The organism is Limnohabitans curvus (assembly GCF_003063475.1).
GTDB classification, from domain to species: domain Bacteria; phylum Pseudomonadota; class Gammaproteobacteria; order Burkholderiales; family Burkholderiaceae_C; genus Limnohabitans; species Limnohabitans curvus.
In genome coordinates this window covers 878,263-902,548 of the sequence record NZ_NESP01000001.1, presented here as the reverse complement: position 1 = coordinate 902,548, position 24,286 = coordinate 878,263, and the positions used below count along the sequence as shown (strand labels likewise).

The 24,286-nt window shown below is 58.2% G+C and carries 28 protein-coding genes; 18 read left to right on the top strand and 10 right to left on the bottom strand.

The window, feature by feature from the left end; translation table 11 throughout:
- The first annotated feature begins 4 nt into the window (after positions 1-4).
- Positions 5-439 (top strand): hypothetical protein, encoded by a 435-nt coding sequence (locus B9Z44_RS04530; protein WP_146179007.1) that lies wholly within the window; start codon positions 5-7, stop codon positions 437-439.
- A 28-nt stretch (positions 440-467) separates the two neighbouring features.
- On the opposite strand, the gene B9Z44_RS04525 is transcribed toward B9Z44_RS04530, so the two are convergent.
- Positions 468-665, bottom strand: coding sequence for a hypothetical protein (locus B9Z44_RS04525; RefSeq protein ID WP_108358175.1), 198 nt, complete (start codon positions 663-665; stop codon positions 468-470).
- Between the two features lie 20 nt (positions 666-685).
- Between B9Z44_RS04525 and B9Z44_RS04520 the strand changes: the two genes are divergently transcribed.
- Genes B9Z44_RS04520 through ccmI form a run of 10 tightly spaced genes read left to right on the top strand, consistent with a single transcriptional unit; the run spans position 686 to position 8,596 of the window.
- Positions 686-1,609, top strand: coding sequence for a GNAT family N-acetyltransferase (locus B9Z44_RS04520; protein WP_108358174.1), 924 nt, complete (start codon positions 686-688; stop codon positions 1,607-1,609).
- A gap of 3 nt (positions 1,610-1,612) precedes the next feature.
- On the top strand, positions 1,613-2,251 hold the full coding sequence (gene ccmA, locus B9Z44_RS04515) for a cytochrome c biogenesis heme-transporting ATPase CcmA (protein WP_108401813.1): 639 nt from the start codon (positions 1,613-1,615) through the stop codon (positions 2,249-2,251).
- Positions 2,248-2,919 (top strand): heme exporter protein CcmB, encoded by a 672-nt coding sequence (ccmB, locus tag B9Z44_RS04510; protein WP_199220170.1) that lies wholly within the window; start codon positions 2,248-2,250, stop codon positions 2,917-2,919. The genes ccmA and ccmB overlap by 4 nt, the downstream gene beginning before the upstream one ends.
- Positions 2,916-3,659, top strand: a complete 744-nt coding sequence (gene ccmC, locus B9Z44_RS04505) for a heme ABC transporter permease CcmC (protein ID WP_108358172.1) — start codon at positions 2,916-2,918, stop codon at positions 3,657-3,659. The genes ccmB and ccmC overlap by 4 nt, the downstream gene beginning before the upstream one ends.
- The gene (ccmD, locus tag B9Z44_RS04500; protein WP_108358171.1) at positions 3,656-3,847 is read left to right on the top strand and encodes a heme exporter protein CcmD; all 192 of its coding nucleotides are present in this window, start codon (positions 3,656-3,658) and stop codon (positions 3,845-3,847) included. The genes ccmC and ccmD overlap by 4 nt, the downstream gene beginning before the upstream one ends.
- The gene (gene ccmE / locus B9Z44_RS04495) at positions 3,847-4,317 is read left to right on the top strand and encodes a cytochrome c maturation protein CcmE (protein WP_108358170.1); all 471 of its coding nucleotides are present in this window, start codon (positions 3,847-3,849) and stop codon (positions 4,315-4,317) included. The genes ccmD and ccmE overlap by 1 nt, the downstream gene beginning before the upstream one ends.
- Positions 4,314-6,233 (top strand): heme lyase CcmF/NrfE family subunit, encoded by a 1,920-nt coding sequence (locus B9Z44_RS04490; protein WP_108401812.1) that lies wholly within the window; start codon positions 4,314-4,316, stop codon positions 6,231-6,233. The genes ccmE and B9Z44_RS04490 overlap by 4 nt, the downstream gene beginning before the upstream one ends.
- Entirely contained in the window at positions 6,230-6,811 is a 582-nt protein-coding gene (locus B9Z44_RS04485) for a DsbE family thiol:disulfide interchange protein (RefSeq protein WP_108358168.1), read from the top strand. Before B9Z44_RS04490 ends, B9Z44_RS04485 begins: the two co-directional genes overlap by 4 nt.
- Positions 6,808-7,272: a cytochrome c-type biogenesis protein gene (locus tag B9Z44_RS04480; RefSeq protein WP_108358167.1), complete on the top strand. Its 465-nt coding sequence runs from the start codon at positions 6,808-6,810 to the stop codon at positions 7,270-7,272. Before B9Z44_RS04485 ends, B9Z44_RS04480 begins: the two co-directional genes overlap by 4 nt.
- Before the next feature lies 1 nt (position 7,273).
- Positions 7,274-8,596: a c-type cytochrome biogenesis protein CcmI gene (gene ccmI, locus B9Z44_RS04475; protein ID WP_108401811.1), complete on the top strand. Its 1,323-nt coding sequence runs from the start codon at positions 7,274-7,276 to the stop codon at positions 8,594-8,596.
- Between the two features lie 65 nt (positions 8,597-8,661).
- On the opposite strand, the gene B9Z44_RS04470 is transcribed toward ccmI, so the two are convergent.
- Genes B9Z44_RS04470 through B9Z44_RS04440 form a run of 7 tightly spaced genes read right to left on the bottom strand, consistent with a single transcriptional unit; the run spans position 8,662 to position 14,093 of the window.
- Entirely contained in the window at positions 8,662-9,252 is a 591-nt protein-coding gene (locus B9Z44_RS04470) for a response regulator transcription factor (RefSeq protein ID WP_108358165.1), read from the bottom strand.
- A gap of 22 nt (positions 9,253-9,274) precedes the next feature.
- Positions 9,275-10,471, bottom strand: coding sequence for a tryptophan--tRNA ligase (locus tag B9Z44_RS04465; protein WP_108401810.1), 1,197 nt, complete (start codon positions 10,469-10,471; stop codon positions 9,275-9,277).
- A 2-nt stretch (positions 10,472-10,473) separates the two neighbouring features.
- Complete coding sequence (locus B9Z44_RS04460; protein ID WP_108358163.1) at positions 10,474-11,145, bottom strand: site-2 protease family protein; 672 nt, start codon at positions 11,143-11,145, stop codon at positions 10,474-10,476.
- A gap of 46 nt (positions 11,146-11,191) precedes the next feature.
- Positions 11,192-11,827 carry an L-threonylcarbamoyladenylate synthase gene (locus B9Z44_RS04455; protein WP_108401809.1) on the bottom strand — a complete coding sequence of 212 codons (636 nt, stop codon included), beginning with the start codon at positions 11,825-11,827 and terminating at the stop codon, positions 11,192-11,194.
- Between the two features lie 54 nt (positions 11,828-11,881).
- Complete coding sequence (locus tag B9Z44_RS04450; protein ID WP_108402802.1) at positions 11,882-12,739, bottom strand: 3',5'-nucleoside bisphosphate phosphatase; 858 nt, start codon at positions 12,737-12,739, stop codon at positions 11,882-11,884.
- Positions 12,740-12,743: 4 nt separating this feature from the next.
- Positions 12,744-13,562: a TatD family hydrolase gene (locus B9Z44_RS04445; protein WP_108401808.1), complete on the bottom strand. Its 819-nt coding sequence runs from the start codon at positions 13,560-13,562 to the stop codon at positions 12,744-12,746.
- A gap of 15 nt (positions 13,563-13,577) precedes the next feature.
- Positions 13,578-14,093 (bottom strand): Rrf2 family transcriptional regulator, encoded by a 516-nt coding sequence (locus tag B9Z44_RS04440; protein WP_108358159.1) that lies wholly within the window; start codon positions 14,091-14,093, stop codon positions 13,578-13,580.
- Between the two features lie 128 nt (positions 14,094-14,221).
- On the opposite strand from B9Z44_RS04440, the gene nhaR reads away from it, so the two are divergent.
- Positions 14,222-15,118, top strand: coding sequence for a transcriptional activator NhaR (gene nhaR, locus B9Z44_RS04435; protein WP_108358158.1), 897 nt, complete (start codon positions 14,222-14,224; stop codon positions 15,116-15,118).
- A gap of 51 nt (positions 15,119-15,169) precedes the next feature.
- Here nhaR and lolD read toward each other — a convergent pair whose 3' ends face one another.
- Positions 15,170-15,853: a lipoprotein-releasing ABC transporter ATP-binding protein LolD gene (gene lolD, locus B9Z44_RS04430; protein WP_108401807.1), complete on the bottom strand. Its 684-nt coding sequence runs from the start codon at positions 15,851-15,853 to the stop codon at positions 15,170-15,172.
- Positions 15,854-15,861: 8 nt separating this feature from the next.
- Positions 15,862-17,133 carry a lipoprotein-releasing ABC transporter permease subunit gene (locus B9Z44_RS04425; protein ID WP_108358156.1) on the bottom strand — a complete coding sequence of 424 codons (1,272 nt, stop codon included), beginning with the start codon at positions 17,131-17,133 and terminating at the stop codon, positions 15,862-15,864.
- 60 nt (positions 17,134-17,193) lie between these two features.
- On the opposite strand from B9Z44_RS04425, the gene B9Z44_RS04420 reads away from it, so the two are divergent.
- From B9Z44_RS04420 to B9Z44_RS04395, 6 genes are all read left to right on the top strand, one after another.
- Entirely contained in the window at positions 17,194-18,267 is a 1,074-nt protein-coding gene (locus tag B9Z44_RS04420; RefSeq protein WP_108358155.1) for a hypothetical protein, read from the top strand.
- 4 nt (positions 18,268-18,271) lie between these two features.
- On the top strand, positions 18,272-19,981 hold the full coding sequence (gene recJ / locus B9Z44_RS04415) for a single-stranded-DNA-specific exonuclease RecJ (protein ID WP_108358154.1): 1,710 nt from the start codon (positions 18,272-18,274) through the stop codon (positions 19,979-19,981).
- A gap of 17 nt (positions 19,982-19,998) precedes the next feature.
- The gene (locus B9Z44_RS04410; protein ID WP_108358153.1) at positions 19,999-20,760 is read left to right on the top strand and encodes a class I SAM-dependent methyltransferase; all 762 of its coding nucleotides are present in this window, start codon (positions 19,999-20,001) and stop codon (positions 20,758-20,760) included.
- 117 nt (positions 20,761-20,877) lie between these two features.
- Entirely contained in the window at positions 20,878-21,363 is a 486-nt protein-coding gene (locus tag B9Z44_RS04405; protein WP_108358152.1) for a tripartite tricarboxylate transporter TctB family protein, read from the top strand.
- A 17-nt stretch (positions 21,364-21,380) separates the two neighbouring features.
- Positions 21,381-22,892: a tripartite tricarboxylate transporter permease gene (locus B9Z44_RS04400; RefSeq protein ID WP_108401806.1), complete on the top strand. Its 1,512-nt coding sequence runs from the start codon at positions 21,381-21,383 to the stop codon at positions 22,890-22,892.
- 115 nt (positions 22,893-23,007) lie between these two features.
- Positions 23,008-24,282, top strand: a complete 1,275-nt coding sequence (locus tag B9Z44_RS04395) for a DUF3422 family protein (protein ID WP_108358150.1) — start codon at positions 23,008-23,010, stop codon at positions 24,280-24,282.
- Positions 24,283-24,286 lie beyond the last annotated feature (4 nt).

Below are 24,286 nucleotides of genomic sequence, written 5' to 3'. Positions count from 1 at the left end.
AACTATGACGATGAATCCCGCCCGTTTGGTACCTGCCACGCTGTTTGCCGCAGCCTTGTTTGCCAGTCCAGCTTTTGCTCAGACTTTCAAAATGCCTTGCGAGGTGGAAGCCAGCATCCCAGCGATGGAAGACGTGAAGATCAAGCCGCAAAAAGTGGTGATTGAAATTCAATCCATGGGCAAAAACATCTTCCTCAAGATGAATGGCCCTGAGCCTTATTTGGTGATGGCCAACAGCTTGGCTACCGAAGAGTTCACGGGGAAGAACTTAACGACGCCCAAAGAAATGGGCGCGTTTCGCAAGCACAGGGTGACAGGGGCCGAGTCAGAGATTCGCATCGAGCAAGCCACCATCGTGGTGACCGCTTACACCGACACCACCTACATGGGTAAAAAAGTGCGTATCAACATCACAGGGCCTTGCAGCGTGCCCCGTTAAGGCCGTGCAAACAACGATGGCTCAGCTTTTAAAACCAGCACCAAAAACCGGTGCAGTTGCCCGTGATTTGCTGAATGAGCAAGTCAATCAAGCTGCTGACGACCAGCAGGGGCAAACCCACATACACAAACACCCACAGCACAAACACCAGCGTCAGGCGGGGTTCTTCCAAGCGATGACCCATCACGGTCTCGGCTTGTCGGCGAAGGCGAAGTTTGTTCAACATGGTGTGAGGATTCTAGGCGCATGAAAGTCAACTGGGACACCTTGACCCATCCCGTATGGGACGCACACCACGCCGCTGCCGCTGCACCTTTGCAGCAAGACTGGGCCTATGGCGCCTGCATGAAGACCTTGGGTGTGGGCGTCTTGCGCGCCTATGTCGAGCAAGACGGCGCACCCGTGGCTTTGGCTCAATTCATCGTGCGCCGTTTGGCCAGCGGTTTGGCCAACATGGCGCTGTGCTCGCTGGGGCCGGTGTGGTTGCAACCGCTGTCGGGTGCTGAGAAGGCCCGTGTTTACAAAGCGTTGAAGCAAACCATTCCTTTGAAAAATTTGCGCGTGGTCGCCTTCACGCCGCTGGAAGCGCAAGGCCCAGAGCTAGGCCTCTCGCGCTGGCGTCGTGTGATGACAGGGCACAGCACCGTGATGCTGGACCTCACGCTGTCGATGGACGAGCTGCGTGCGCAGCTGGACAAACGCTGGCGCCACCGTTTGGGCGGCGCCGAAAACTCCGAGCTCACCATCCACCGCGTGGGCACCAATGCCGGCCAATACCGTTGGCTGTTGGACGCCGAAATGCAGCAACGCGAGCAACGCGGTTTGCACGGCTTGCCTTTGCACTTCTTCGACTTGTATGTGTCCTCGCGCCAACAACCCACCAAAACCATTTTGACGATGCGCGCCGACGTGGGCCGCGACCGCGTGGCGGGCATGATGTTTTTGATTCACGGTGAAGCCGCCACCTACCAAGTGGGCTGGACCAGCGATGCGGGCCGTGACTTGCATGCCCACAATTTGATTTTGTGGAAAGGCATCGAAGAGTTGCGCGAGCGCGGTGTGCGCAAACTCGACCTCGGCGGTGTCAACACCACACGCAGTGCAGGCATTGCGCGTTTCAAAATGAGTACGGGCGGCCAAGTGCTGACCTGCGCAGGGACGTTCATTTAAACCATGCTGCGCGTCTCCCAACTCTCATGCAGCCGTGGCAACAAGCCACTGTTTGTCGACGTCAGCTTTGCACTGCAAGCGGGCCAAGCCTTGCACCTCGAAGGCGACAACGGCGTGGGGAAAACCAGCTTGCTGCGCATCATCTGCGGCTTGTCGCCAGCCGATGCGGGTGAGGTGTGTTGGAAAGACAAAACCATTCAACACAACGCTGCTGCGTTTCGTTCGTCGTTGTTTTATTTGGGCCACGGCTTGTCGCTCAAAGAAGAGCTGTCGGCTTTAGAAAACCTCATGTCGGATGCCGCCGTGTCTGGCCGCACCTTGAGCGAACCACAAGCCATGGTGGCTTTGGCCCGCATGGGTTTGCGCGGGCGCGAGCATTTGCCGCTGCGCGTGATGTCGCAAGGCCAAAAGCGCCGCACAGCGCTGGCGCGTTTGCTGGCCAGTCAAGCCCCGCTGTGGGTGTTGGATGAGCCCTTTGTGGCTTTGGATGTGAAAGCGGTTGATGGTCTGCGCGGCTTGTTGGCTGAGCATGTGGCCCACGGCGGCATGGTGCTGTTCACCAGCCATCAGCCTGTGGCACTGACCCGTGCCAACGGCACGTCGGTCGATGTGCAAACTTACCGACTGAGAGGCGTGGCATGAGTGGCGGCGCGTTCATGGCTGTGTTGCGGCGCGATTTGCTTTTGGCCATGCGCCGCAAGAGCGAGGTGCTGACCGCGGTGTTTTTCTTTGTGGTGGTGGCCGCCTTGTTCCCGCTGGGTATTGGCCCTGAGTTGAACACCTTGCGCCTGGTCGCACCCGGCGTGCTGTGGGTGGGCGCGCTGTTGTCGAGCATGTTGGCCCTGCAGCGTTTGTTTGAGGCTGATTACCGCGACGGCACGTTAGAGCAAATGGCCTTGTCGCCCACGCCAATGCCCTTACTGATCAGTGCCAAACTCTTGGCGCACTGGCTGGTCTCAGGGGTGCCGTTGGTATTATTGGCGCCAGTTTTGGGGCTGCAATTTGACCTCTCGGCAGATGCCTTGATCACCCTCACGTTGGCCCTGTTGTTGGGCACCCCCATTTTGTCGTTGGTGGGCGGCATTGGTGCCGCGTTGACCTTGGGTGTGCGTGGCGGTGGGGTGTTGTTGTCGCTGTTGGTCTTGCCTTTGTTCATCCCTGTGCTGGTGTTTGGTGCTGGCGCAGTTGAGGCGCAAGCCAGTGGTTTGGGGGCACAGGCGCATTTTTCAATTTTGATGGCCATGCTTTTACCTGCAGCCTTTTTCAGCCCGTTTGCATGTGCAGCGGCTTTACGGATCGCGTTGGAATGAAAAATATCAATTGGTTCCATTACGCTGCGCCGCACACCTTTTATGGGTTGGCGGGCAAGGCGTGGCCTTGGTTTGCGGTGCTGGCCACCTTGCTGATGGTGGCAGGCCTATGGCTGGGCTTTGCCGTGGCCCCGACTGACTTTCAGCAAGGTGAGGGCTACCGCATCATCTTCGTGCATGTGCCTGCGAGTTGGATGTCGATGGTCATTTACTTGGCCATGGCGTTTTGGAGCGTGTTGGGCCTGACCTTCAACACACGCCTGTCGGGCATGATGACCCGCGCTTTGGCACCGACGGGTGCCATGTTTGCGTTTCTGTCCCTGTGGACCGGTGCACTCTGGGGCAAGCCCATGTGGGGCGCTTGGTGGGTGTGGGATGCACGCCTCACGTCTGAGCTGATTTTGTTTTTCTTGTACCTCGGCTACATCGCCTTGACATCGGCCATTGACGACACGCGCCGCAGCGACCGCGCTGGTGCACTCATTGCCATCGTGGGCGCGATCAACGTGCCCATCATTTATTTTTCGGTGAAGTGGTGGAACACCTTGCACCAAGGTGCCTCGGTGTCACTTACCAAAGCCCCCAGCATGGCTGAAATCATGTTGTGGAGCATGTTGCTGATGGCCTTGGCATTTTGGTTTTACACCGTGGCCCTGGTGCTGTACCGCGTACGTACCCTCATCTTGCAGCGTGAGAGCCATGCCAGTTGGGTACACGAACTCGATGAGGTGAAGCCATGAGATGGGAAAGCTGGAGCCAGTTTTGGGCCATGGGCGGCTATGCCGTGTATGTGTGGGGCAGCGTGGGCGTGACCGCTTTGCTGTTGGCGCTGGAAGTGCTGCAAGCGCGTTGGGCACACCGCGTGGTGCTGAATCAATTGAAAGCCGAGCAGGCCGTGGCTCAATTACCTGTTGAAGAGTTGATGTGATGAAACCAAGAACCAAACGATTTGCACTCATTGCCGCTGGCATCGTGGTGTTGTGCGCGGCAGCGGCTTTTGTGCTGAACGCCTTCCAAAGCAATTTGGTGTTTTTCTTCACACCCACGCAAGTGAGCAAGGGCGAAGCACCCAAGGGTCGCACCTTCCGCGCAGGCGGTATGGTGAAAGAAGGCAGCTTGGTGCGCGATGGCAACACCGTCCGCTTTGTGATCACCGATACCGTCCACGAAATGCCCGTGACCTATGTGGGCCTGTTGCCCGATTTGTTCAAAGAGGGCAAAGGCGTGGTGTCGCAGGGCAAACTGGGTGAAGACGGCATATTTGTGGCCAGTGAAGTGTTGGCCAAGCATGACGAAAACTACATGCCTCCTGAAGCCCAACACGCGATGGACGAAGCGGCTGCAGCCAAAGCCGCCAAGTCTGTGCAAACGCCAGCCCCCATCAAAGGCAATCCATGATTCCAGAACTCGGTAATTTCGCGCTCATGCTCGCTGCTGTGGTGGCGGTGATGCAAGGCGTGTTGCCCATTGCAGGCACCTTGGTGCGCAACCCACAAACGCAAATCACGTTGCAATCGTTGGCTCGTCCAACGGCTGCTTTGCAATTCGTGTTGGTGGCGTTTGCGTTTGGCGCGTTGGCTGCTTCGTTTTTGAACAACGATTTTTCGGTGTTGTATGTGTCGCAGCATTCGAATTCGTTGTTGCCCAAGCCCTACCAATTCGCCGCAGTGTGGGGGGGCCATGAAGGCTCACTCTTGCTGTGGGTGTTGTTGCTGTCGCTGTGGACCGTGGCTGTGGCGGTCTTCTCGCGTAGCTTGCCGCTCGACATGGTGGCGCGCGTGATTGGCGTGTTGGGGTTGATTTCGGTGGGCTTCTTGCTGTTCATCTTGACCACCTCCAACCCGTTTGAGCGTTTGTTGCCAGCGGCCATGGATGGCAAAGATTTGAATCCCTTGCTGCAAGACCCAGGCTTGGTCATTCACCCGCCCATGCTCTACATGGGCTATGTGGGCATGGCGGTGGCATTTGCGTTTGCGGTGTCTGCTTTGATGAGTGGTCGCTTAGACGCGGCGTGGGCGCGTTGGTCGCGCCCATGGACGGTGGTGGCTTGGACCTTCCTCACCTTTGGCATTGGCCTCGGTTCTTGGTGGGCGTATTACGAACTCGGCTGGGGCGGCTGGTGGTTTTGGGACCCGGTTGAAAACGCCTCACTCATGCCTTGGTTGGTCGGCACGGCACTCATTCACTCGTTGATGGTGACGGAGAAACGCGGCAGCTTCAAAGCGTGGACCGTGTTGCTGGCCATCGCCGCTTTCTCGTTGTCGTTGCTGGGTACCTTCTTGGTTCGTTCGGGTGTGCTCACCTCGGTGCATGCCTTTGCATCTGACCCCAAGCGCGGTGTGTTTATTTTGGTGTTCTTGGCGGTGGTGGTGGGCGCGTCGCTCACGCTGTTTGCTTGGCGTGCGCCACGCGTGGCCTTGGGTGGCCGCATGGAGCTGGTGTCGCGTGAATCGTTCTTGTTGGCCAACAGCGTGTTGTTGGTGGTGGCTACAGCGGCTGTGTTGCTGGGCACGATTTACCCACTCATCATTGACGCGCTCAACATGGGCAAGCTGTCGGTGGGGCCGCCTTACTTCAATGCAGTGTTTGCGCCGCTGCTCGTGCCGACTGTGTTTTTGATGGTTCCGGGTTCGGTGGCACGTTGGCGTGATGCCCATGTGCGGGAGATTGCCCACAAGTTGCGTTGGACCTTTGCTGGCGCGGTTGCGCTGGCCGTGCTCTTGCCGTTTGTGTTGGGTGGTTGGTCGCTAGGCGCAGCGTTTGGTTTGTTCCTTGGCTGCTGGGTGGCTTTGGGTACAGCGCAGCAAGTGTTGGAACGTGTGGGTAAGCCGGGGCGTATTGGTGCATCTTTCTGGGGCCAACACATTGCGCACTTGGGCATGGCGGTGTTGGTGATTGGTATCACCGGCGTGAAGTGCTACGAGGTGGAACGCGATGTGCGCATGCAAATTGGTGACGTGGTGACCATCGCGCCTTACACCTTCCGTTTGAATTCGCTCGACGAAGTGCGTGGCCCCAACTACAAAGCCGTGCGTGCCGACGTGCAAGTGCTGCGCGATGACAAGGTCATTGAAATCTTGCAGCCTGAAAAGCGACGCTATTTCTCATCGGCCATGGCGATGACCGAAGCGGGCATTGACTCGGGCTTCATGCGCGATTTGTATGTCTCACTGGGCGAGCCGCTGGATGACGCCCGCACCGAGTGGAGCATGCGGGTGTACTACAAGCCCTTTGTGCCGTGGTTGTGGGGTGGTGTGTTGCTGATGGTGTTGGGTGGCGTGTTGGCTGCACTGGACCGGAGATACCGCAAATGAAAAAAGTTTTGATTCCGCTGGTGTTGTTCATCGGCTTGGTGGTGTTTTTGGCCGTGGGCTTGAAGCGCGACCCGCGTGAAATCCCGTCGCCGTTGATTGGCAAGCCAGCGCCACATTTCACCTTGTTCACCCTCGAGCCAGGCGATGCCAAGTTCTCACCCGTGGACATGCAAGGCCAAGTGTGGATGCTCAATGTGTGGGCCACCTGGTGTGTGGCGTGCCGCGAAGAGCATCCCGTGCTCGTGGCGTTTTCTGAAAAAAACCAAGTGCCCATCGTGGGTCTGAGCTACAAAGAAATTCAGCCGCAAGACCCCGCCTACAAATCGCCGTTTGACGAAAAGCTCAAGCTCGCACGCGAGCGCAGCCAAGTCTGGCTCAAACGCCATGGCAATCCGTATGTGACTTCGGTCATGGACCTGGATGGCCGCGTGGGCATTAATTACGGCGTGTACGGCGTGCCCGAGACCTACGTCATCGACAAGGCCGGTGTGATTCGCTACAAGTTTGTGGGCGCTGTCACCCCCGCGTTGCTGGCTGACAAAGTCTTGCCCCTGATTGCGGAGTTGAACAAGTCATGAAGCGCATTGTTGTTCGTGTCGCGATGGCGATGAGCCTTGTGTTGTTTGCGTCTGTCAGCACAGGCCGCGAGGCGGTACCCATGGCGGACGATCCCAAGCTCGAAGCCCGCTTGGTGGACATCTCGCAAGAGCTGCGTTGTTTGGTGTGTCAAAACGAATCTTTGGCCTCCTCGCATGCCGAGTTGGCGGATGACTTGCGTCAAGAAGTGCGCGAGCTGATTCGTGCGGGTAAGTCTGACCAAGAAATCAAAGACTTCTTGGTGGCACGTTATGGCGACTTTGTGTTGTACCGCCCCGAGGTCAAGCCTTTGACGTGGGTGTTGTGGTTTGGCCCGTTTTTGTTGCTGGTCATCGCCGCCATCTTCCTCGGTGTCTATTTGCGCCAGCGCCGCGCCTTGGCCGCACCTGCCGCGTTGAGCGATGAAGCGCGCGAACGCGCCAAACAACTGTTGAAAGGTTGATGTGAATCCCGCACTCGCTTTTATCTATGTCGCTGTGGCCATGATGGCTGTGGTGTTGGTCGTGTTGAGTGTGGCGCTTTGGCGTGGTTCACAACAAGGCGCGCGCTTGGCCGCACATCAAGCCGATGCCATCAACGACCCCGCCAAAGCCAACGCTGCGGTGTACCGCGACCAACTGGCCGAGTTGGACCGCGAATACGTGATGGGCAACCTGAACTACGAAGAACTCAAAGCCGCGCGTGATGAGTTGTCTGAACGTTTGTTGGCCGATGTCGCTGGCCTTGATGAAACTGTCCAGCCTACGGCCCCTACGTCTACCGTGGTGTGGCAAAAGCCTTGGCTCAGCATTGCGGTGCTGGTGTTTGTGGTGCCTGTGTCGTCCATGCTGATGTACAGCGTGTTGGGTGAGCCCGCTGCGTTGGACCCAATGGCTTTGAAGCAAGGTGTGGATTCATCAGCCGAAGTCACACCGGAGAAATTGACCGAAATGGCCACGGCCTTGACCCGCCGTTTGCAAGACGAGCCCAACAGCATGGAAGGCTGGGTCATGCTCGGTCGCGTTCAGCGCGCGCGTGGCCATTTTGAAGAGTCTGCAGAGGCCTTTGCCAAAGCCTTGGCCTTGAGCCGCGATGACAACTTATCGATTGAACGTGCTGAGGTGTTGGCGCAAAAGAACGGCGGCAGTTTCGCAGGCGAGCCTTGGTCCATCATCCAGCGCGTGCTCACCGCAGACCCGCATCACCTCAACGCCTTGTTCTTGGCGGGCAGTGCGTCTTATGCGGAGATGAATTTCACCACCGCCTTGCGTTATTGGGAGCGTGCCCGCGAGGTTGTGCCTGCTGATTCACCTGATGCGCCAGAGCTAGACCGTGCCATTGCAGAGGCGCGCAACAAATTGGGCCTGCCTGCTATTCCGCCACGTGCGGCAGAGGCAGCGGCTAACTTGCAAGCCAGTCAGGCGACCCTCGCAGCGACCAGCATCAGTGGCCGTGTGACCTTGGTGAAAGAACTCAAAGGTTTGGTGGCGCCCACGGATACTGTGTTTGTGTATGCCACGCCTGTGACAGGCTCACGCATGCCTGTGGCCATCGTGCGCACCACGGCAGACAAACTGCCTTTGGACTTTGTCCTCGATGACAGCACGGCCATGAACCCCAGCGTCAAGCTCTCGAGCATGGACGAGGTGACGGTGCGCGTGCGCATCTCCAAGAGCGGCCAAGCAGCAGCGCAACCGGGTGACTACGGTGTGAGCCTCACGCCCGTGAAGCCCGGCAGCAAAGGTTTGAACTTGATGGTGCGTGACACCTTGCAAGCCACGCCTTGAGCGCTTGGAACATGCAATAAAAAAGCCCCGCAGTGCGGGGCTTTTTTGTGGGGCGAGTTTGCGGGTTACAGCAAACCGTTCATGCGTGCGAAGTGCAACGTCTGCGTGCGGCTCTTCACATCCAAGCGACGGAACAAGCGCCACAAGTGAACCTTCACCGTGTGTTCGCTGATGTCCAACTCGGCGGCAATGTCGCGGTTGCTCAAACCACGGTCCAACATGACGATGAGTTGCTTTTGGCGTTTAGACAATTTGGTCTCGCCCACAGCCACCACTTCTTCGTCGCCGTTTTCAGCGGCAAACAAACCTTGGATGGCAGAAGAAATGTCGTTGGCAGCCGAGGACTTCTCGATGTAAATATCGGCACCAGCTTCGATACACGTTTCTTCAGCTTCGCCTGCAGGCATTGAAGAAATCACGGCCAAGGGCACGGTGGCGTACATGGTTTTGATTTCTTTGACAGCGGACGTGCCTTTCACACCCGGCAGCAACAAGTCGAGCACAAACAACTCTGGCTCACCGTTTTTGATGATGGCAGCTTGCAATTCGCTGAATTTCTCTAATTCGATCACTTTCGATGCGGGACGCATACGGCGCAACAACATGGCAATGGCTTGGCGTACCAAAGGATGGTCGTCAATGATGTACATACTCATTTTTATTACTCCTGAATCAATATTAGTAGTTTAGCCCCATTGCAGATCGGACATCCTGCATGGTTTCCCGAGCTGTGATGCGTGCTTTTTCAGTACCTGCGTCCACGATGTCTCGGACAATTTTGGGGTTGGTGATGTACGGTTCCGCACGTTCGAGCATGGGCTGCTGCTCGCGCAAGATGGCTTCAATGATGGGTTGTTTACAGTCCAAGCAGCCAATGCCTGCGGTTTTGCAGCCTTGGGAGACCCACTGGCGTTGGCCTTCGTCGCTGTAGACCAGGTGAAATTGCCACACGGGGCACTTGTCGGGATCGCCCACGTCGGTGCGCTTTTGGCGCGCGGGGTCGGTGGGCATGCGCTTGACCTTGTGCTCCAGCGTGGCGCGGTCTTCGCGAATGGCAATCGAGTTGTTGTAACTCTTGCTCATCTTGGCACCATCCAAGCCTGGCAGTTTGCTGGCTTGGGTGTACAGCGCGTGCGGTTCGGTCAAGATGACTTTGCCTGTGCCCTTGAAATAGCCGCCCAAGCGCTCGCGGTCTTGCTCGTCCAGTTCAGGAGCGGTGGCGATGTAGCCCAACGCGCCTTCCATGGCCTTGGCATCGCCTGTTTCTTGGTAGGCCTTGCGTGCTTTCTCGAAGCGCTTGACGCTGTCTTTGGGCAGTTTGGACAGCGAGGCTTGCACTTTTTCTTCCGCGTTGATTTCGCGGCCATACAAGTGGTTGAACCGGCGCGCGGCTTCACGGGTCAGCTCGACGTGGCTGGCCTGGTCTTCGCCCACAGGCACGTGCTTGGCTTTGTAGATCAAGATGTCGGCGGCTTGCAGCAGCGGGTAGCCCAAAAAGCCGTAGGTGGCCAAGTCTTTGTCCTTGAGCTTTTCTTGCTGGTCTTTGTAGGTGGGCACGCGCTCCAACCAACCCAGCGGTGTGCCCATGGCCAAGAGCGTGAACAACTCAGCGTGTTCTGGAATGCGGCTTTGCAAGAAGATGGTGCAAGCGTTGGGGTCAAGGCCAGCAGCGAGCCAGTCAATCACCATCTCATACACGTTCTTCTCAATCACTTCGCGGTTTTCGTAGTGCGTGGTGAGGGCGTGCCAGTCGGCCACGAAGTAGAAGCAATCCATCTCGGACTGCAAACGCACCCAGTTTTTCAAAGCACCGTGGTAGTGACCCAAATGCAAAGCACCCGTGGGGCGCATGCCGGAGAGAACGCGTTCTTTCATGTTCAAGGCTTTAGTAAAAATTCAAACGGACTGAGCATGAGGCTCAGCAACTCAAAGGTGAGCGACATGATGGGCGCCATCCACAAGGTGTCGACGACTTTCAAAATAACCAAGGCCATCACGATGTAAAAGCCATAAGGCTCAACGCGCGACAGCCACACGGCTTGCTTCCAAGGCAGCAAGCCCACCAAGATGCGGCCGCCGTCTAGCGGCGGCAGCGGGAACAAATTGAAGGCGAACATCACGGCATTCACTTTGACGCCTGCTTTGCAGACCTCGATGAAATAGCGTTCTTCTACGCCTGCGGCGATCAGCCCGTACATGGCGAAGGCCCACACAAAGGCTTGGATGAAGTTGACAGCCGGGCCTGCAAGGGCCACCCAAACCATGTCGCGCTTGGGGTGGTGCAAGCGGCTGAAGTTCACGGGCACAGGTCGCGCATAGCCAAATAAAAAGTTGCCGCCTGTCGCCAAGAACAACACGATGGGCATGACCAGCGTGCCCATGGGGTCGATGTGCGGCATGGGGTTGAGCGTCACGCGCCCCATCATCCAGGCCGTGTTGTCGCCGCGTAAGTGCGCGACGTAGCCGTGGGCGGCCTCGTGCAGCGTGATGGCAAACACCACGGGCAGGCCGTAAATCAGAATGGTTTGAATCAGGTCAGGGAAATTCACGGTGCCATTGTCGCATTCAACACTTTGGGTCTAGTTGTGCGGCGGCTCACAGGCCCAAAGTGCTCAGCGGCCCCCGTCCTTGGCGGATCACCTCGGGGTCACCCCCGCCGTCCATGGGCGTGAGGTCCACCACAGTGGTGGGTTCTAGCGGGCAAGCGCCGGCATCTATGACGGCAGCCAGTTCGTGCTCAAAACGGTCGCGAATTTCTTCGGCATCGTTCATCGGGTCTGTCTCGCCGGGGGCGATGAGGGTGGTGGCGAGCAGCGGTGCGCCGTGGAGTTCGAGCAAATCGAGCAGGGTTTTGTTCAGCGGCACGCGCAGGCCAATGGTTTTGCGCTGTGGGTGGCTGACGCGGCGGGGCACTTCTTTGGTGGCTTCCAAGATGAAGGTGTAGGCCCCGGGCGTGGCGGCTTTGAGCAAACGGTATTGGCGGTTGTCCACGCGGGCGTAGTTGGCCAGCTCGGACAAATCGCGGCACATCAAGGTGAGGTGATGTTTGTCGTCCACTTGGCGAATGCGACGCATCTGCTCCACCGCCGCTTTGTCGTCCAGGTGGCAGACCAAGGCATAGCTGGAGTCGGTGGGCACGGCCACGATACCGCCGCGCTCCAACAGCTGAACGGCTTGCTTGAGCAAACGGGGTTGGGGGTTGTCGGGGTGAACTTGAAGAAACTGAGCCATGAACGTGTACGCCGAAAAGTAAGCAGGTGTGGTGGCCTCACACCACTAAATTTTTTATTGAACTCGGTCCGCGAGCGCTTCCCACACGGGGGTGAGTTGACCGGGCAACCAAGGCAGGGTGCCTAGGTCAATACGGCTCTCAAGTGGGCTGTGGAAATCGCTGCCGCGTGAGGCGAAGAGATCGAACTCTTTGGCCATGTCGGCATAGGTCACGTACTCGGCAGGTGTGTGGCTACCGGTCACCACCTCGACGCCTTGGCCGCCGTGGTTTTTGAATTCGGTGAACAGCGCAAATTCTTCGTTGGGCGTGAAGCCATAGCGCGCTGGGTGGGCGATGACCGCCATGCCCTTGGCTTGCACGATCCACTGCACCGCGTCTTTGAGCGAGGCCCAGCGGTGGGGCACAAAGCCCGGGTTGCCCTCGGTCAAGAAGCGACGAAACACTTCGTTGGTGTCTTGGCACACGCCGGTTTCGACGAGGAAGCGTGCGAAGTGGGTGCGCGAAATCAGCTTGTGGTTGCCTGCGTATTTAAGGGCGCCGTCAAACGCGCCGTGAATACCCACTTTGGCCAAGCCATCAGACATTTCTTGGGCGCGCTCACTGCGGCCACCGCGTGTGCGGTGCAAGCCGGTTTGGAGCTGTTCGTCGTGGGCGTCAAAACCCAAGCCCACGATGTGCACGGTTTTGTTGGCGAAGGTGACCGAAATTTCAGTGCCTGTGAGGTACTTCATGCCGTTGGCGTGGGCTGCGGCGAGGGCGCGGTCTTGGCCGCCCACTTCGTCGTGGTCAGTCAAGGCCCACAGCTCGACACCGTTGGCTTTGGCGCGAGCGGCCAATTGCTCAGGTGTGAGCGTGCCATCCGAGACCACGGAGTGGCAGTGCAGGTCGGCGTTGAGGATGGATGAAGTCACGCCTTCATTGTAGGCGTGGCAAGGCAACTCGAGCGTTCGCGCTGGTGGCTGCGGCCAGCGCGTCTAAGGAAATGCCGCGCAGCTCGGCAAGCACTTGGGCGATGCGTGGCAGCTCGGCGGGTTCGTTGCGGCCTTGGGGATGGCCAGCGGCGCGCTGCTCGGCTGTGCGGTAGAGCCAATGCGGCGGCATGTCGGGCGCATCCGTTTCCAGCACGATGGCCGAGAGTGGCAGCTCGGTGGCCAAGCGGCGCAGCTGCAAAGCGCGGTCATACGTGAGCGCCCCGCCAAAGCCGAGCTTGAAGCCCAAGGCGATGAAGGCCTGCGCTTGTTGCAAGCTGCCATTGAACGCATGGGCAATGCCGCCCACCACGGGTGTGTCGCGCAAACCTTTGAGCAACAGGTCGGCACTGCGGCGCACATGCAAGATGACAGGCAGTTGGTGTTGTTGTGCGAGTTTGAGCTGGGCTTTGTAAAACTGTTGTTGTTTGGCCAGCGCTTCGGGGGTGTTGAGCTCTGGCACAAAACCATCCAGGCCAATTTCCCCAACGGCAACCAAACGCATGTCATGACGGTGGGTGTGCAGCGCGGCATCAAGTTGTGCCAAATGGACATCGGTGGCTTGCGGTGTGTAGAGCGGGTGAATGCCCAGCGCGTAAGCGTCTTGCTGTGCATGGGCCAGCAAGCGCACGTTGTCAAAGTTAGCTGCTGCAACGGCGGGAATCACACAGGTCGTGACGCCTACAGCGCGTGCACGCAGATGCACCGCGGCGCGGTCAGCGTCAAACTCGGCGGCGTCTAAATGACCATGTGTGTCAATCCACATCGTGTGTGGCGCGACTCAAACGCTGCCTAGCGCGAACACCGAGTTGGGAGCTCTGGTGGTGACCGTGGTTTGTGGCTTTTGAGCGAATACGCCGCGCTTGGGGGAATTGTTGCTTGGTACGTCTCCCGCTTTCGAGAGTTGTGCGGCAATCAAGCTGTGCAAGCTGATGGACTGCATGTGGTCTTCCATTTTTTGGTTCAGGTGTGACCATAACTCTTCTGTGGAGACATAGCCATTTTGTTGGGCATCGGCAGACACTTGCTCCTTCTCGTCGGGGCTGTTGACCGCATCAATGATGTCGGCCACGCTGATCTGGTTGGCGTCGCGGTTCAAGGTGTAGCCGCCGCCGGGGCCGCGTGTGCTTTCGACCAAACCATGCTGGCGCATTTTGCTAAAGAGCTGCTCAAGGTAAGAAATAGAGATGTGTTGGCGTTGGCTGATAGCGGCCAACGACACGGGGCCTTGGTGCTGACGCATACCCATATCAATCATGGCGGTGACGGCAAAACGGCTTTTGGTACTCAAACGCATGGTGTGCTCCTTTCGGGTTTTTGCTGGCTGTGTGCCAAACTGGCATGAACTTTAAGCAGAAAATCACTTCGTGTAAATTCGTATTTATTGTTTTATTTATTCGTAAAAAACGAAGTTTAATAGCGCCTATGAATTTCAAACACTTGTATTACTTCTGGGTCACTGCACGCGCTGGTGGTGTCATGCGCGCAGGTGAGCAGTTACACACCACGCCACAAACCCTGTCTGGGCAAATCAAATTGCTCGAAGAAAGCTTGGGCCGCAAGCTGTTTCGCAAAAGCGGTCGCCAGCTCGAGCTGACCGAAGACGGTCGCAAAGCCCTGAGCTACGCCGACGACATCTTTGCCTTGGGTTCTGAGCTGCAAGCCGCCATGGCCAACACGAAAGCGGGCGTGCGTACCTTGGAATTTCGAGTGGGCGTGGCCGATTCGGTGGCCAAGTCGGTGGCCTATCGGCTGCTTGAGCCCGCTTTGTCGATTGCTGAGCCTGTGCGTTTGATTGGCAGCGAGGGCAAGTTTCCAGACCTGCTGGCGCAGCTGGCTTTGCATCGACTCGATTTGGTCATTGCTGACGAGCCGCTGTCCAAGCGCATCAGCGTGAAGGCCTTTAACCACGCGTTGGGCACCACGCCCATGAGCTTTTTTTGCACCCCCGAATTGCGGGCTACCTTGAAAGGCAAGTTTCCCCAGTGCTTGCACGAAGCGCCGATGTTGATTCAAGGTTCATCTTCGTCGGTGCGACAACAGCTCGATGGCTGGCTGGTGCGCCACAAAATTCAACCGCGCGTGGTAGGCGAGTTTGACGATGGCGCGCTGATGACGGCGTTTGGCCGCGAAGGGCGGGGCGTGTTCATGTCGCCCGGCATCTTAGAAAAAGAAACCGTGGCGCAGTACGGCGTGGAAGTGATTGGCCGCAGTGACGAGCTGGTGGAAGAGTTTTTTGCGGTGTCGGTGGAGCGCCGCATTTCGCATCCGTGCGTGGCGGCTATCACGCAAAACGCGCGTGGCCGTTTGTTCAGCGGCTAATTCAGCGATTCATTCGAAGAAGGGCGGCTTGGCCAAGCAGTGCCTATTTCTTCAAGTGTTTTGCAACACGCCTGCGCTCAGGTGCAGCTGGCGGTCGCAGCGCGCCGCCAAGGCGTTGTCGTGTGTCACCAACACAAACGCGGTGTTGTGCTCACGGGCCAGTTGCAGCATCAAGGCAAACACGTGGTCTGCCGTGTTGCGGTCGAGGTTGCCGGTGGGCTCGTCGGCCAGCACGCACGCAGGGCGTGTCACCAAAGCACGGGCAATCGCCACGCGTTGGCGTTCACCACCCGACAACTCGGCGGGGCGGTGGTGCATTCGTGGGCCCAAGCCCACGGCTTCGAGCATGGCCTGCGCTTGGGCGCTGGCCGTGGCGCGGTCCATGCGGCGAATCCACAAGGGCATGGCCACGTTGTCAAGCGCGCTGAACTCGGGCAGCAGATGATGGAACTGATACACAAAGCCCAAATGCTGGTTGCGCAAATCGCCTAAGGCCGCAGCACTGAGGCCTGCCAAGGGCTGGCCCATCAGCGAGACGCTGCCAGCGCTGGGCTCATCCAAACCACCCAGCACATGCAGCAGGGTGCTTTTGCCTGAGCCCGATGAGCCGACGATGGCCAAGGTTTCGCCAGCATTCACCGACAGATCGACGTTTTGCAGCACCGTCACATCCAGCGGCCCTTCGGTGAAGCGGCGGCTGATGTGGTGGGCGGTGAGAACGGGTGTGTGTGTCATAACAAGCCTCATTCGTAGCGCAAGGCTTGAGCCGGGTTGACGCGGCTGGCGCGCCAACTGGGATAAATGGTGGCCAAGAAGGCCAACACCAACGAGATGATGGCAATCGGCCAAATGTCGGCGGCTTGCGGGTCGCTGGGCATGCGGCTGATGAGGTAAATGTCGCGCGGCAAGAAGCTGGCGCCCAACAGGTTTTCAATGGCTGGCACGATGACGTCAATGTTGAACGCCACGCTCAGGCCCAACAGCAAACCACCCAGCGTGCCGAGTACACCCACGGTAGCGCCTTGCACCACAAAGATGGCCATGATGCTTTTAGGGCTCGCGCCCAGCGTGCGCAAAATGGCAATGTCGGCGCGTTTGTCGGTCACCGTCATCACCAACGTGGTGACCAGGTTGAACGCCGCCACCGCCACGATGAGCGTGAGGATGATGAACATCATGCGTTTTTCCACCTGCACCGCCGCAAACCAGGTGCGGTTTTGGCGTGTCCAATCGCGCACAATGACATCGGGGCCAAGTTGCAATGCCAAGTCATAAGCCACGCTGCGGGCTTGTTGGCTGTCTTTGATCTTCAGGCGCACACCTGTGGGGGCTTCAAGGCGGAAGATGCGTTGCGCGTCTTCCATGTGCAGCAGCGCGAGCGAGGCGTCGTATTCGTAATGGCCTGAGTCAAACACGCCCGACACATGCAACTGCTTCAAGCGAGGCATCACACCTGCGGGTGTGACTTGCCCGCCGGGCGCGATGAGGGTGATTTGATCGCCTACGCGCACGCCCATTGACATGGCGAGCTCGCCGCCGAGCACCACGTTGAAGCTGCCGGGCTGCAAGGTGGCGCGCACCGCGGGGGGGATTTGTAGGGTGAAGTCGCTCACCTGCGTTTCGGGTTCGGGGTCAATGCCGCGCACCATGGCACCGCGCATGTCTTCGCCACGCGCCATCAGGGCTTGTTGTGACACAAAGGGTGCGGCGGCCACCACCTCGGTGTTTTGTTTAGCTTGGGCGATGAGTGCGTTCACATCAGCAAAGCCTTCGCCGCCGGGGGCGAGCAGCTCGATGTGCGACACCACGGCCAACATGCGGTCGCGCACTTCCTTTTGAAAACCGTTCATCACGCTCAACACGATGATGAGCGCAGCCACGCCCAGTGCAATGCCGAGCATGGACACGCCGGAGATGAACGAGATAAAACCGTTACGACCCGCCACACGACCCGCGCGTGTGTAACGCCAGCCAATCAGCAGTTCATAGGGGAGTTTGGAGGACGTGGTTTGCATGTGTACTGGATTATCCCGTAGTGGCCAGCGTGCAAGGCGGCATCACGGACAATCAAGCTTATGACTTCTGTGCTGATTGATTCTGTGCGCGACACAACCCTGATTCCGTTTTCGCTGTGGACCACCCAAGGCCCCGAGGTCTCGGTGTTAGCCAAGGCCGAGCTGCCTCATTTGCGGGCGTGGCTCGCGCAAACCAAGCGTGTGGATGTGCATGTGGACCGGGTGCAAGAACCTTTGCTCGCCACACTGTCGCTCCCGCATGAGCGTGCATGGGCGCAAGCCATCGGATGGCCGTCGATGGATGGCTGTTTACCTTGGGCGGCTCGAGCGGCGGCAGAAGTGGGGCTTGTTGCGACGCATGCCAAGACGGACGCTGCGCATGAAGCCCAAGAAAGCCACGCCAGTTGGGTATCCACGGCATCGCCATCCGGATGGGCTTTCATCACCTTGTGCAACTGGCATGTGAGCAATGGCCAAGTCACGCTGGGTGACCCTGCCTATTTGCAAATCGACGAGGCCACAGACAGCACCTTGTTCCAAGCCATGCAAAGTTTCTTTGCCGAAGACGGCATTGCCTTGCACCCCTACAAGCCTGGCCAGTGGCTGGCGCATTCGCCGCTGTTGGCCGACTTGCCCACCGCGTCGGTGGACCGTGTGATTGGCCGCAACATTGACCCGTGGCTGGTGGGTAGCCACACCTCGGCTGAGTTGCTCAGCCCCGCCGCCAAACTGTTGCGCCGTTTGCAAAACGAAATGCAAATGCTGCTCTACACCCATTCCGTCAACGACGGTCGCGGCCTCACCATCAACTCGTTTTGGGTGCATGGCACGGGTGTGTTGCCTCTGTCGAAGCAGACACGCCCAGAGCCCGCAGTGGTTCACACCTTGCGTCAAAGCGCTTTGCAGCAAGACCTGATCGGCTGGCTCGAAGCCTGGCAACACGTCGATGCCCACGTCATCGCGCCCATGCTGGCGCGCGTGGCTGCAGGCGAGCCGCAGCGTTTGGTGTTGTGTGGTGAGTATGAGTTTCATGTGTACGACAGCGCCAAGCCTTCGCTGTGGCAACGCCTGCGCACGCAGTTGGCCCCGACTTCTTTAGACACCGTGTTGGCCGTTGCGCCTTTGAAAGATTAAGCCCATGCAATTCATCCCACGCGACATGCCACCGCGCAGCATTTGGGCGCTGGAGCAAGCGGGCGTGCATCCGCTGTTGGCGCGCCTGTATGCCGCACGCGGCATTCAAGATGCGGCCACGCTCGACGCTTCGCTCGCGCAACTGTTGCCACCCACAGGTTTGAAGGGCATTGAAGCAGCAGCCGTGTTGTTGGCCGATGCCATGGCCGCGAACAAAAAACTTTGCGTGGTTGCCGACTACGACTGCGACGGCGCCACCGCCTGTGCTGTGGCCCTGCGTGGCCTGCGTTTGCTGGGCGCCAAACATGTGAGCTACATCGTGCCCGATCGTGTGGTCGATGGCTACGGCCTCACGCCCCCCATTGCTGAGCGTGTCAAAGCCAGTGGCGCGGATGTGCTCATCACTGTCGATAACGGCATTGCCAGCGTTGAGGGCGTGGCCACCGCGCGCAAGTTGGGTTTGCAAGTGCTGGTTACCGACCACCATTTGCCAGCTGCCACATTGCCCGATGCGGATGCGATGGTGAACCCCAACCAACCCGGTTGCACGTTCGAGAGCAAAGCCCTGGCCGGTGTGGGCGTGATGTTTTATGTGTTGCTGGTCTTGCGTGCAGAGCTGCGCAAGCGCGGCGTATTCACCGCGGAACAACAACCGAAACTGGATACCTTGTTGCCCCTCGTTGCGCTGGGCACAGTCGCCGACGTGGTCAAACTCGACGCCAACAACCGCCGTTTGGTGGCCCAAGGTTTGGCGCGTGTGCGCAAAGGCCAAATGCCTGTGGGCATGACCGCCTTGTTTGCAGCCGCCGGTCGCACCAGCGAGAAATGCACCTCGCAAGATTTTGGTTTTGCAGTGGGGCCGCGCATCAACGCCGCAGGCCGTTTGTCCGACATGACGCTGGGTATTGAATGCTTGACGACGGATGACGTAGGCCGTGCGACCGAACTGGCCACTCAGCTCGACCGCATCAACCGTGAGCGCCGCGAGATTGAAGGCGACATGCGCGAGCAAGCGTTGGAGCTGGCGCAAGAAATGTTTGACCCCGAAGAGGAACCGCCGTCAGCCCTGTGCGTGTTCGACCCCGACTTCCACGAAGGCGTGGTGGGCATCGTGGCCGCCAAGCTCAAAGACTTGCACCACCGCCCCACCTTTGTGTTTGCGCCCAGCCAAGCGGCGGGCAAAGGGCACGAGCTCAAAGGCTCGGGCCGCTCCATCCCCGGTTTTCATTTGCGCGATGCGTTAGACCTTGTGGCCAAGCGCCACCCTGGTGTGTTGCTGCGCTTTGGCGGTCACGCCATGGCGGCAGGCTGCACCTTGGAAGAAGACAACCTCGCCACCTTTGAAGAAGCCTTGCAGCAAGTCGCGCAAGAGTGGTTGGATGAAGCCACCCTGCAACGCCGCTTAGAAACCGACGGCCCCTTGCTGCCCGAATACCGCCGCCCCGAGCTGGCCGACACCTTGGCCCGCGAAGTGTGGGGCCAAGGCTTTGCGCCGCCCACGTTCAGTGAAGAGATCGAGGTACTCGGCCAGCGCTTGGTGGGCGAAAAACATTTGGCGCTCAAACTGCGCCACCACGGCCAGCCCGTCGATGGCATTTGGTTTGGCCGTGTCGAGCCCTTGCCCGCGCTGGCGCATTTGGCGTTTCGCCTAGAGGCGGATGAATGGCAAGGCAACAAGCGCGTGCGCTTTGTGGTCGAAGGCATGGCTGGATAAAAAAAGAAAACAACGCAATGGCAACCAAGAAAAAACTCCAACTCCCAGAAGTCAATTTCTCTGACTACGGCGACACCCGCTATCTGCACCTCGGCACACCGTGGGTGCAGGGCTCAATGAACATCGACAAGCCCTTTGACATCGACCTTGAATACGTGCAGCGCATGATGGCGTGGCTCTTGTTTGTGGACATCGACAAAGTGGGCAAGCTGCACGCCATGCAGTTGGGTTTGGGTGCGGCGTCGCTGACCAAGTTTTCGTTCAAGCACCTGCGCATGAAAACCACCGCGATTGAACTGAATCCCCAAGTGGTGGCTGCCTGCCGCCTGTGGTTCAAGCTGCCCGCCGACAGCGCCAAGCTGCAAGTGGTGTTGGGCGACGCTGCCGAAGTGGCCAAACACGACCACTGGCGTGGCCAGATCGACGCGCTGCAAGTGGATTTGTATGACCACGAGGCTGCATCGCCTGTGCTGGACAGCGCCGAGTTTTATGCCGACTGCCGCAGCTTGTTGACCGACGAAGGCTGCATGACCGTCAATCTGTTTGGCCGCAGCTCCAGCTTTGCCCAAAGTGTGGAGAAGATGGCCAAGGCTTTTGGCGAAGATGCGCTGTGGGCTTTCAAGCCCACGCGCGAGGGCAACACGGTGGTGTTGGCGCAACGCACGCCCAGTCATCCCAAGCGTGCCGAATTGATGGCGCGTGCCGAGGCCATTCAAGCGCGCTGGCCCCTGCCTGCGACCAAATGGTTGCGCGTGTTCAAACCGCTACAAGCCTTGTGAGATAAGGGTTTACCCCTGATTTTTGACCTCGAAAAAGTAGGTGGAACCCACATCGGGTGACCCCTAGGTGCAACTCCATAATTCACTGCATATTTGCTTTTGAATAGAGGAGATGAAATGATCAAAAGTCAAAAAGACTTTTTCTCCGGCCTGATGTTCACATTGGTCGGTGGTGGCTTCGCGTGGGGTGCAACCAACTACACGATTGGCACAGGCGCGCGCATGGGCCCTGGCTACTTCCCCATGCTGTTGGGTATTTTCTTGGCCGTGTTGGGTGCCTTCATCATGTTTTACTCATTGGTCGAGCACACCGAAGACGGCGAGCCGATTGGTAAGTTTGCTTGGCGCCCCATCGTTTTTATCTTGGGTGCCAACGTGGTGTTCGGGATCTTGTTGGCTGGCTTGCCCAGCTTGGGCGTTCCAGCCATGGGCTTGATCGCTGCGATCTACGCCTTGGTCATCATTGCCAGCAAAGCCGGCGAGACGTTTGTGTTGAAAGACGTCCTCATCTTGGCCACCATCTTGTCAGCTGGTAGCTACTTGGCTTTCATCGTGCTGCTGAAATTGCAGATGCCTGTGTGGCCCACCTTCATCACTGGTTGAGCCGGGAGAAATAAAAAATGGATTTGATTGCAAACCTCTCATTGGGTTTTGGTGTGGCGTTCACGCCCATCAACCTCATGTACGCCTTGGTCGGTTGTATCTTGGGCACGCTGATTGGCGTGTTGCCAGGCATTGGCCCTGTGGCGACCATCGCCATGTTGCTGCCCGCCACTTACGCGCTGCCCCCTGTGTCGGCGCTGATCATGTTGGCCGGTATTTACTACGGCGCCCAATACGGTGGTTCGACCACTGCGATTTTGGTGAACTTGCCCGGTGAATCGTCTTCGGTGGTGACCACCATTGACGGCTACCAAATGGCCCGCAAAGGCCGCGCAGGCCCCGCTTTGGCGGCTGCTGGCTTGGGTTCGTTCTTCGCCGGTTCTGTGGGTACTTTGATCTTGGCGGCCTTCGCGCCTCCTTTGACCGAACTCGCGTTCAAGTTCGGCCCTGCCGAATACTTCTCGCTCATGATCTTGGGCTTGGTTGGCGCGGTGGTGTTGGCTTCGGGCTCCTTGCTCAAGGCGATTGCCATGATCGTGTTGGGCCTCTTGATGGGCTTGATCGGTACCGACGTCAACTCTGGCGTGGCACGTTTCAGCTTTGACATCCCCGAACTCACCGACGGTGTGGGCTTTGTGGTGGTGGCGATGGGCGTGTTCGGTTACGGCGAGATCATTTCGAACTTGTCGCAACCCGAAGACGAACGCGAAGTGTTCACGGCCAAGGTGGAAGGTTTGTTCCCCACCAAGGAAGACTTCAAGAACATGTTGCCTGCGGTTATTCGCGGTACGGCTTTGGGTTCGTTGCTCGGCGTGTTGCCAGGTGGCGGTGCCTTGTTGGCTGCGTTTGCGGCTTACACCATCGAGAAGAAAACCAAGCTGCGTCCAGGCGAAGTGCCTTTCGGTCAAGGCAACATCCGCGGTGTGGCGGCGCCTGAATCGGCCAACAACGCCGGTGCGCAAACCTCCTTCATCCCATTGCTCACCTTGGGTATTCCACCCAACGCCGTGATGGCTTTGATGGTGGGTGCGATGACCATTCACAACATCCAGCCCGGCCCACAGGTGATGACCAGCAACCCCGAGTTGTTCTGGGGTCTGATTGCCTCCATGTGGATTGGTAACTTGATGCTCGTGATCTTGAACTTGCCTTTGATCGGCATGTGGATCAAGTTGTTGTCTGTGCCTTACCGCTTCTTGTTCCCCGCCATCGTGCTGTTCTGCGCGATCGGTGTGTACTCGACCAACAACAACACCTTTGACATCTGGATGGTCGCGGCCTTTGGCTTCGTGGGCTACACCTTCGTGAAGTTGGGTGTGGAACCTGCACCTTTGCTGCTGGGTTTCATCTTGGGCCCGATGATGGAAGAGAACCTGCGTCGCGCCTTGTTGCTGTCGCGTGGTGATTGGTCAGTGTTTGGTACACGTCCTTTGTCCGCGGGTTTATTGGCTGCTGCTGCGTTGCTTTTGGTGATCGTGCTGTTGCCGTCCATCAAGTCCAAACGCGAAGAAGCCTTCGTGGAAGATTAATTCAGTTCAAACTGTTTCACCTTCAAACGGCACCTTCGGGTGCCGTTTTTCATTAGGTCTTGATTCGGCTTCGCTTATATTGAAGGCTGAAAAGAGTTTTCTTGGAAAGACAGCAATGATGGATCACCCCCAACGCCTGGCCCTGCATAACGAAGTGCATGCGCGACCGCCAGAACCCATGCAAGCGCCACAGGTGATTTCGCGTGTGGTCATGTGGGTGGACCGTGCCAGCGCCCAAGCCAGCCGTGACCACTTGGCTCAACTGCTGCACGACCACCATTTGCCCGCGCCCGATGCCCATACCAACCATGTGCGCATGGACTTGGGCTCGTTTCGCATGCGCTGGGAGCTGCACACCGAGTTTGTGTCGTGGACCTTCATGCGTCCTGTTGGGGCGAATGTGTTTGCGCATAGCGACCCTATGACGGCGATCCAAGCCGTGCCACAAAAATGGTTGGCCCAGCTGCCTGGAGAATGCTTGGCGCGTTTGCATCTGTGGTTGCTGTCGTCTTCGACGATGAATATTCATCAAGACATGCCCAAGGTCCTGCACGATGACACCTTGGTGGCCTCGACTGTGGCCGAAGGTCATGGTGAGGTGTACACCGACTTCCAACTGCACCCCGATGGCTTTTCGCGCATCGTGTTGTTGACAGGCTCGCTCACGCCACGTCGCCAAGGCCGCCTGGTGCAGCAACTGTTGGAGATTGAAACCTACCGAATGGCCGCCTTGCTGGGGGTGCCTGCAGCGCGCGAGGCCTCGCACGTGTTGGCCGACGCTGAGCGTGAATTGGCTGAACTGGCCAATGCCATTCGCCATGCCGAGCGTGCCGATGAAGCGGGCTTGCTGGATCGGCTCACCCGTTTGGCGGGCGAGGTCGAAGGGCAGTATGCAGCCACCCATTCACGTTTCTCGGCCACGCGCGCTTACTTTGAGTTGGTCGATCGTCGCATCCACGACATCGCTGAATCGCGCATGCCTGGCATGCAAACCATTGCGGAATTCATGGAGCGTCGTTTGTCGCCAGCGCGCAGCACCTGCGATTGGGCATCACGTCGTCAGAACGCCTTGTCTGAGCGTGTCTCACGCATGAGTAATTTGTTGCGCACCCGTGTGGACTTTGAGCAGCAACAAAGTAGCCAAGCTTTGCTCACCACCATGAACCAACGCCAAGATTTGCAGCTGAAATTGCAATCCACGGTCGAAGGCTTGTCCGTCGCGGCGATCACCTATTACTTCACCGGTTTGGTGAGCTACCTTGCCAAAGGGGCTGAAAAGTTAGGCTGGCCTTTTTCGTCAGACATCACCGCCGCGTGTGCTTTGCCGTTTGTGGGTGTGGTGGTGTGGTGGTCTATGCGCCGCTTGCACAACAAGGTCTTCAAGGTTTGAGTGG

What these genes read in the sequence shown, in the direction of transcription:
- B9Z44_RS04530 (WP_146179007.1), top strand. Translation starts at nt 5, where the DNA reads ATGACGATGAATCCCGCCCGTTTGGTACCTGCCACGCTGTTTGCCGCA.
- B9Z44_RS04525 (WP_108358175.1), bottom strand. Translation starts at nt 665, where the DNA reads ATGTTGAACAAACTTCGCCTTCGCCGACAAGCCGAGACCGTGATGGGT.
- B9Z44_RS04520 (WP_108358174.1), top strand. Translation starts at nt 686, where the DNA reads ATGAAAGTCAACTGGGACACCTTGACCCATCCCGTATGGGACGCACAC.
- ccmA (WP_108401813.1), top strand. Translation starts at nt 1,613, where the DNA reads ATGCTGCGCGTCTCCCAACTCTCATGCAGCCGTGGCAACAAGCCACTG.
- ccmB (WP_199220170.1), top strand. Translation starts at nt 2,248, where the DNA reads ATGAGTGGCGGCGCGTTCATGGCTGTGTTGCGGCGCGATTTGCTTTTG.
- ccmC (WP_108358172.1), top strand. Translation starts at nt 2,916, where the DNA reads ATGAAAAATATCAATTGGTTCCATTACGCTGCGCCGCACACCTTTTAT.
- ccmD (WP_108358171.1), top strand. Translation starts at nt 3,656, where the DNA reads ATGAGATGGGAAAGCTGGAGCCAGTTTTGGGCCATGGGCGGCTATGCC.
- ccmE (WP_108358170.1), top strand. Translation starts at nt 3,847, where the DNA reads ATGAAACCAAGAACCAAACGATTTGCACTCATTGCCGCTGGCATCGTG.
- B9Z44_RS04490 (WP_108401812.1), top strand. Translation starts at nt 4,314, where the DNA reads ATGATTCCAGAACTCGGTAATTTCGCGCTCATGCTCGCTGCTGTGGTG.
- B9Z44_RS04485 (WP_108358168.1), top strand. Translation starts at nt 6,230, where the DNA reads ATGAAAAAAGTTTTGATTCCGCTGGTGTTGTTCATCGGCTTGGTGGTG.
- B9Z44_RS04480 (WP_108358167.1), top strand. Translation starts at nt 6,808, where the DNA reads ATGAAGCGCATTGTTGTTCGTGTCGCGATGGCGATGAGCCTTGTGTTG.
- B9Z44_RS04470 (WP_108358165.1), bottom strand. Translation starts at nt 9,252, where the DNA reads ATGAGTATGTACATCATTGACGACCATCCTTTGGTACGCCAAGCCATT.
- B9Z44_RS04465 (WP_108401810.1), bottom strand. Translation starts at nt 10,471, where the DNA reads ATGAAAGAACGCGTTCTCTCCGGCATGCGCCCCACGGGTGCTTTGCAT.
- B9Z44_RS04455 (WP_108401809.1), bottom strand. Translation starts at nt 11,827, where the DNA reads ATGGCTCAGTTTCTTCAAGTTCACCCCGACAACCCCCAACCCCGTTTG.
- B9Z44_RS04445 (WP_108401808.1), bottom strand. Translation starts at nt 13,562, where the DNA reads ATGTGGATTGACACACATGGTCATTTAGACGCCGCCGAGTTTGACGCT.
- B9Z44_RS04440 (WP_108358159.1), bottom strand. Translation starts at nt 14,093, where the DNA reads ATGCGTTTGAGTACCAAAAGCCGTTTTGCCGTCACCGCCATGATTGAT.
- nhaR (WP_108358158.1), top strand. Translation starts at nt 14,222, where the DNA reads ATGAATTTCAAACACTTGTATTACTTCTGGGTCACTGCACGCGCTGGT.
- lolD (WP_108401807.1), bottom strand. Translation starts at nt 15,853, where the DNA reads ATGACACACACACCCGTTCTCACCGCCCACCACATCAGCCGCCGCTTC.
- B9Z44_RS04425 (WP_108358156.1), bottom strand. Translation starts at nt 17,133, where the DNA reads ATGCAAACCACGTCCTCCAAACTCCCCTATGAACTGCTGATTGGCTGG.
- B9Z44_RS04420 (WP_108358155.1), top strand. Translation starts at nt 17,194, where the DNA reads ATGACTTCTGTGCTGATTGATTCTGTGCGCGACACAACCCTGATTCCG.
- recJ (WP_108358154.1), top strand. Translation starts at nt 18,272, where the DNA reads ATGCAATTCATCCCACGCGACATGCCACCGCGCAGCATTTGGGCGCTG.
- B9Z44_RS04410 (WP_108358153.1), top strand. Translation starts at nt 19,999, where the DNA reads ATGGCAACCAAGAAAAAACTCCAACTCCCAGAAGTCAATTTCTCTGAC.
- B9Z44_RS04405 (WP_108358152.1), top strand. Translation starts at nt 20,878, where the DNA reads ATGATCAAAAGTCAAAAAGACTTTTTCTCCGGCCTGATGTTCACATTG.
- B9Z44_RS04400 (WP_108401806.1), top strand. Translation starts at nt 21,381, where the DNA reads ATGGATTTGATTGCAAACCTCTCATTGGGTTTTGGTGTGGCGTTCACG.
- B9Z44_RS04395 (WP_108358150.1), top strand. Translation starts at nt 23,008, where the DNA reads ATGATGGATCACCCCCAACGCCTGGCCCTGCATAACGAAGTGCATGCG.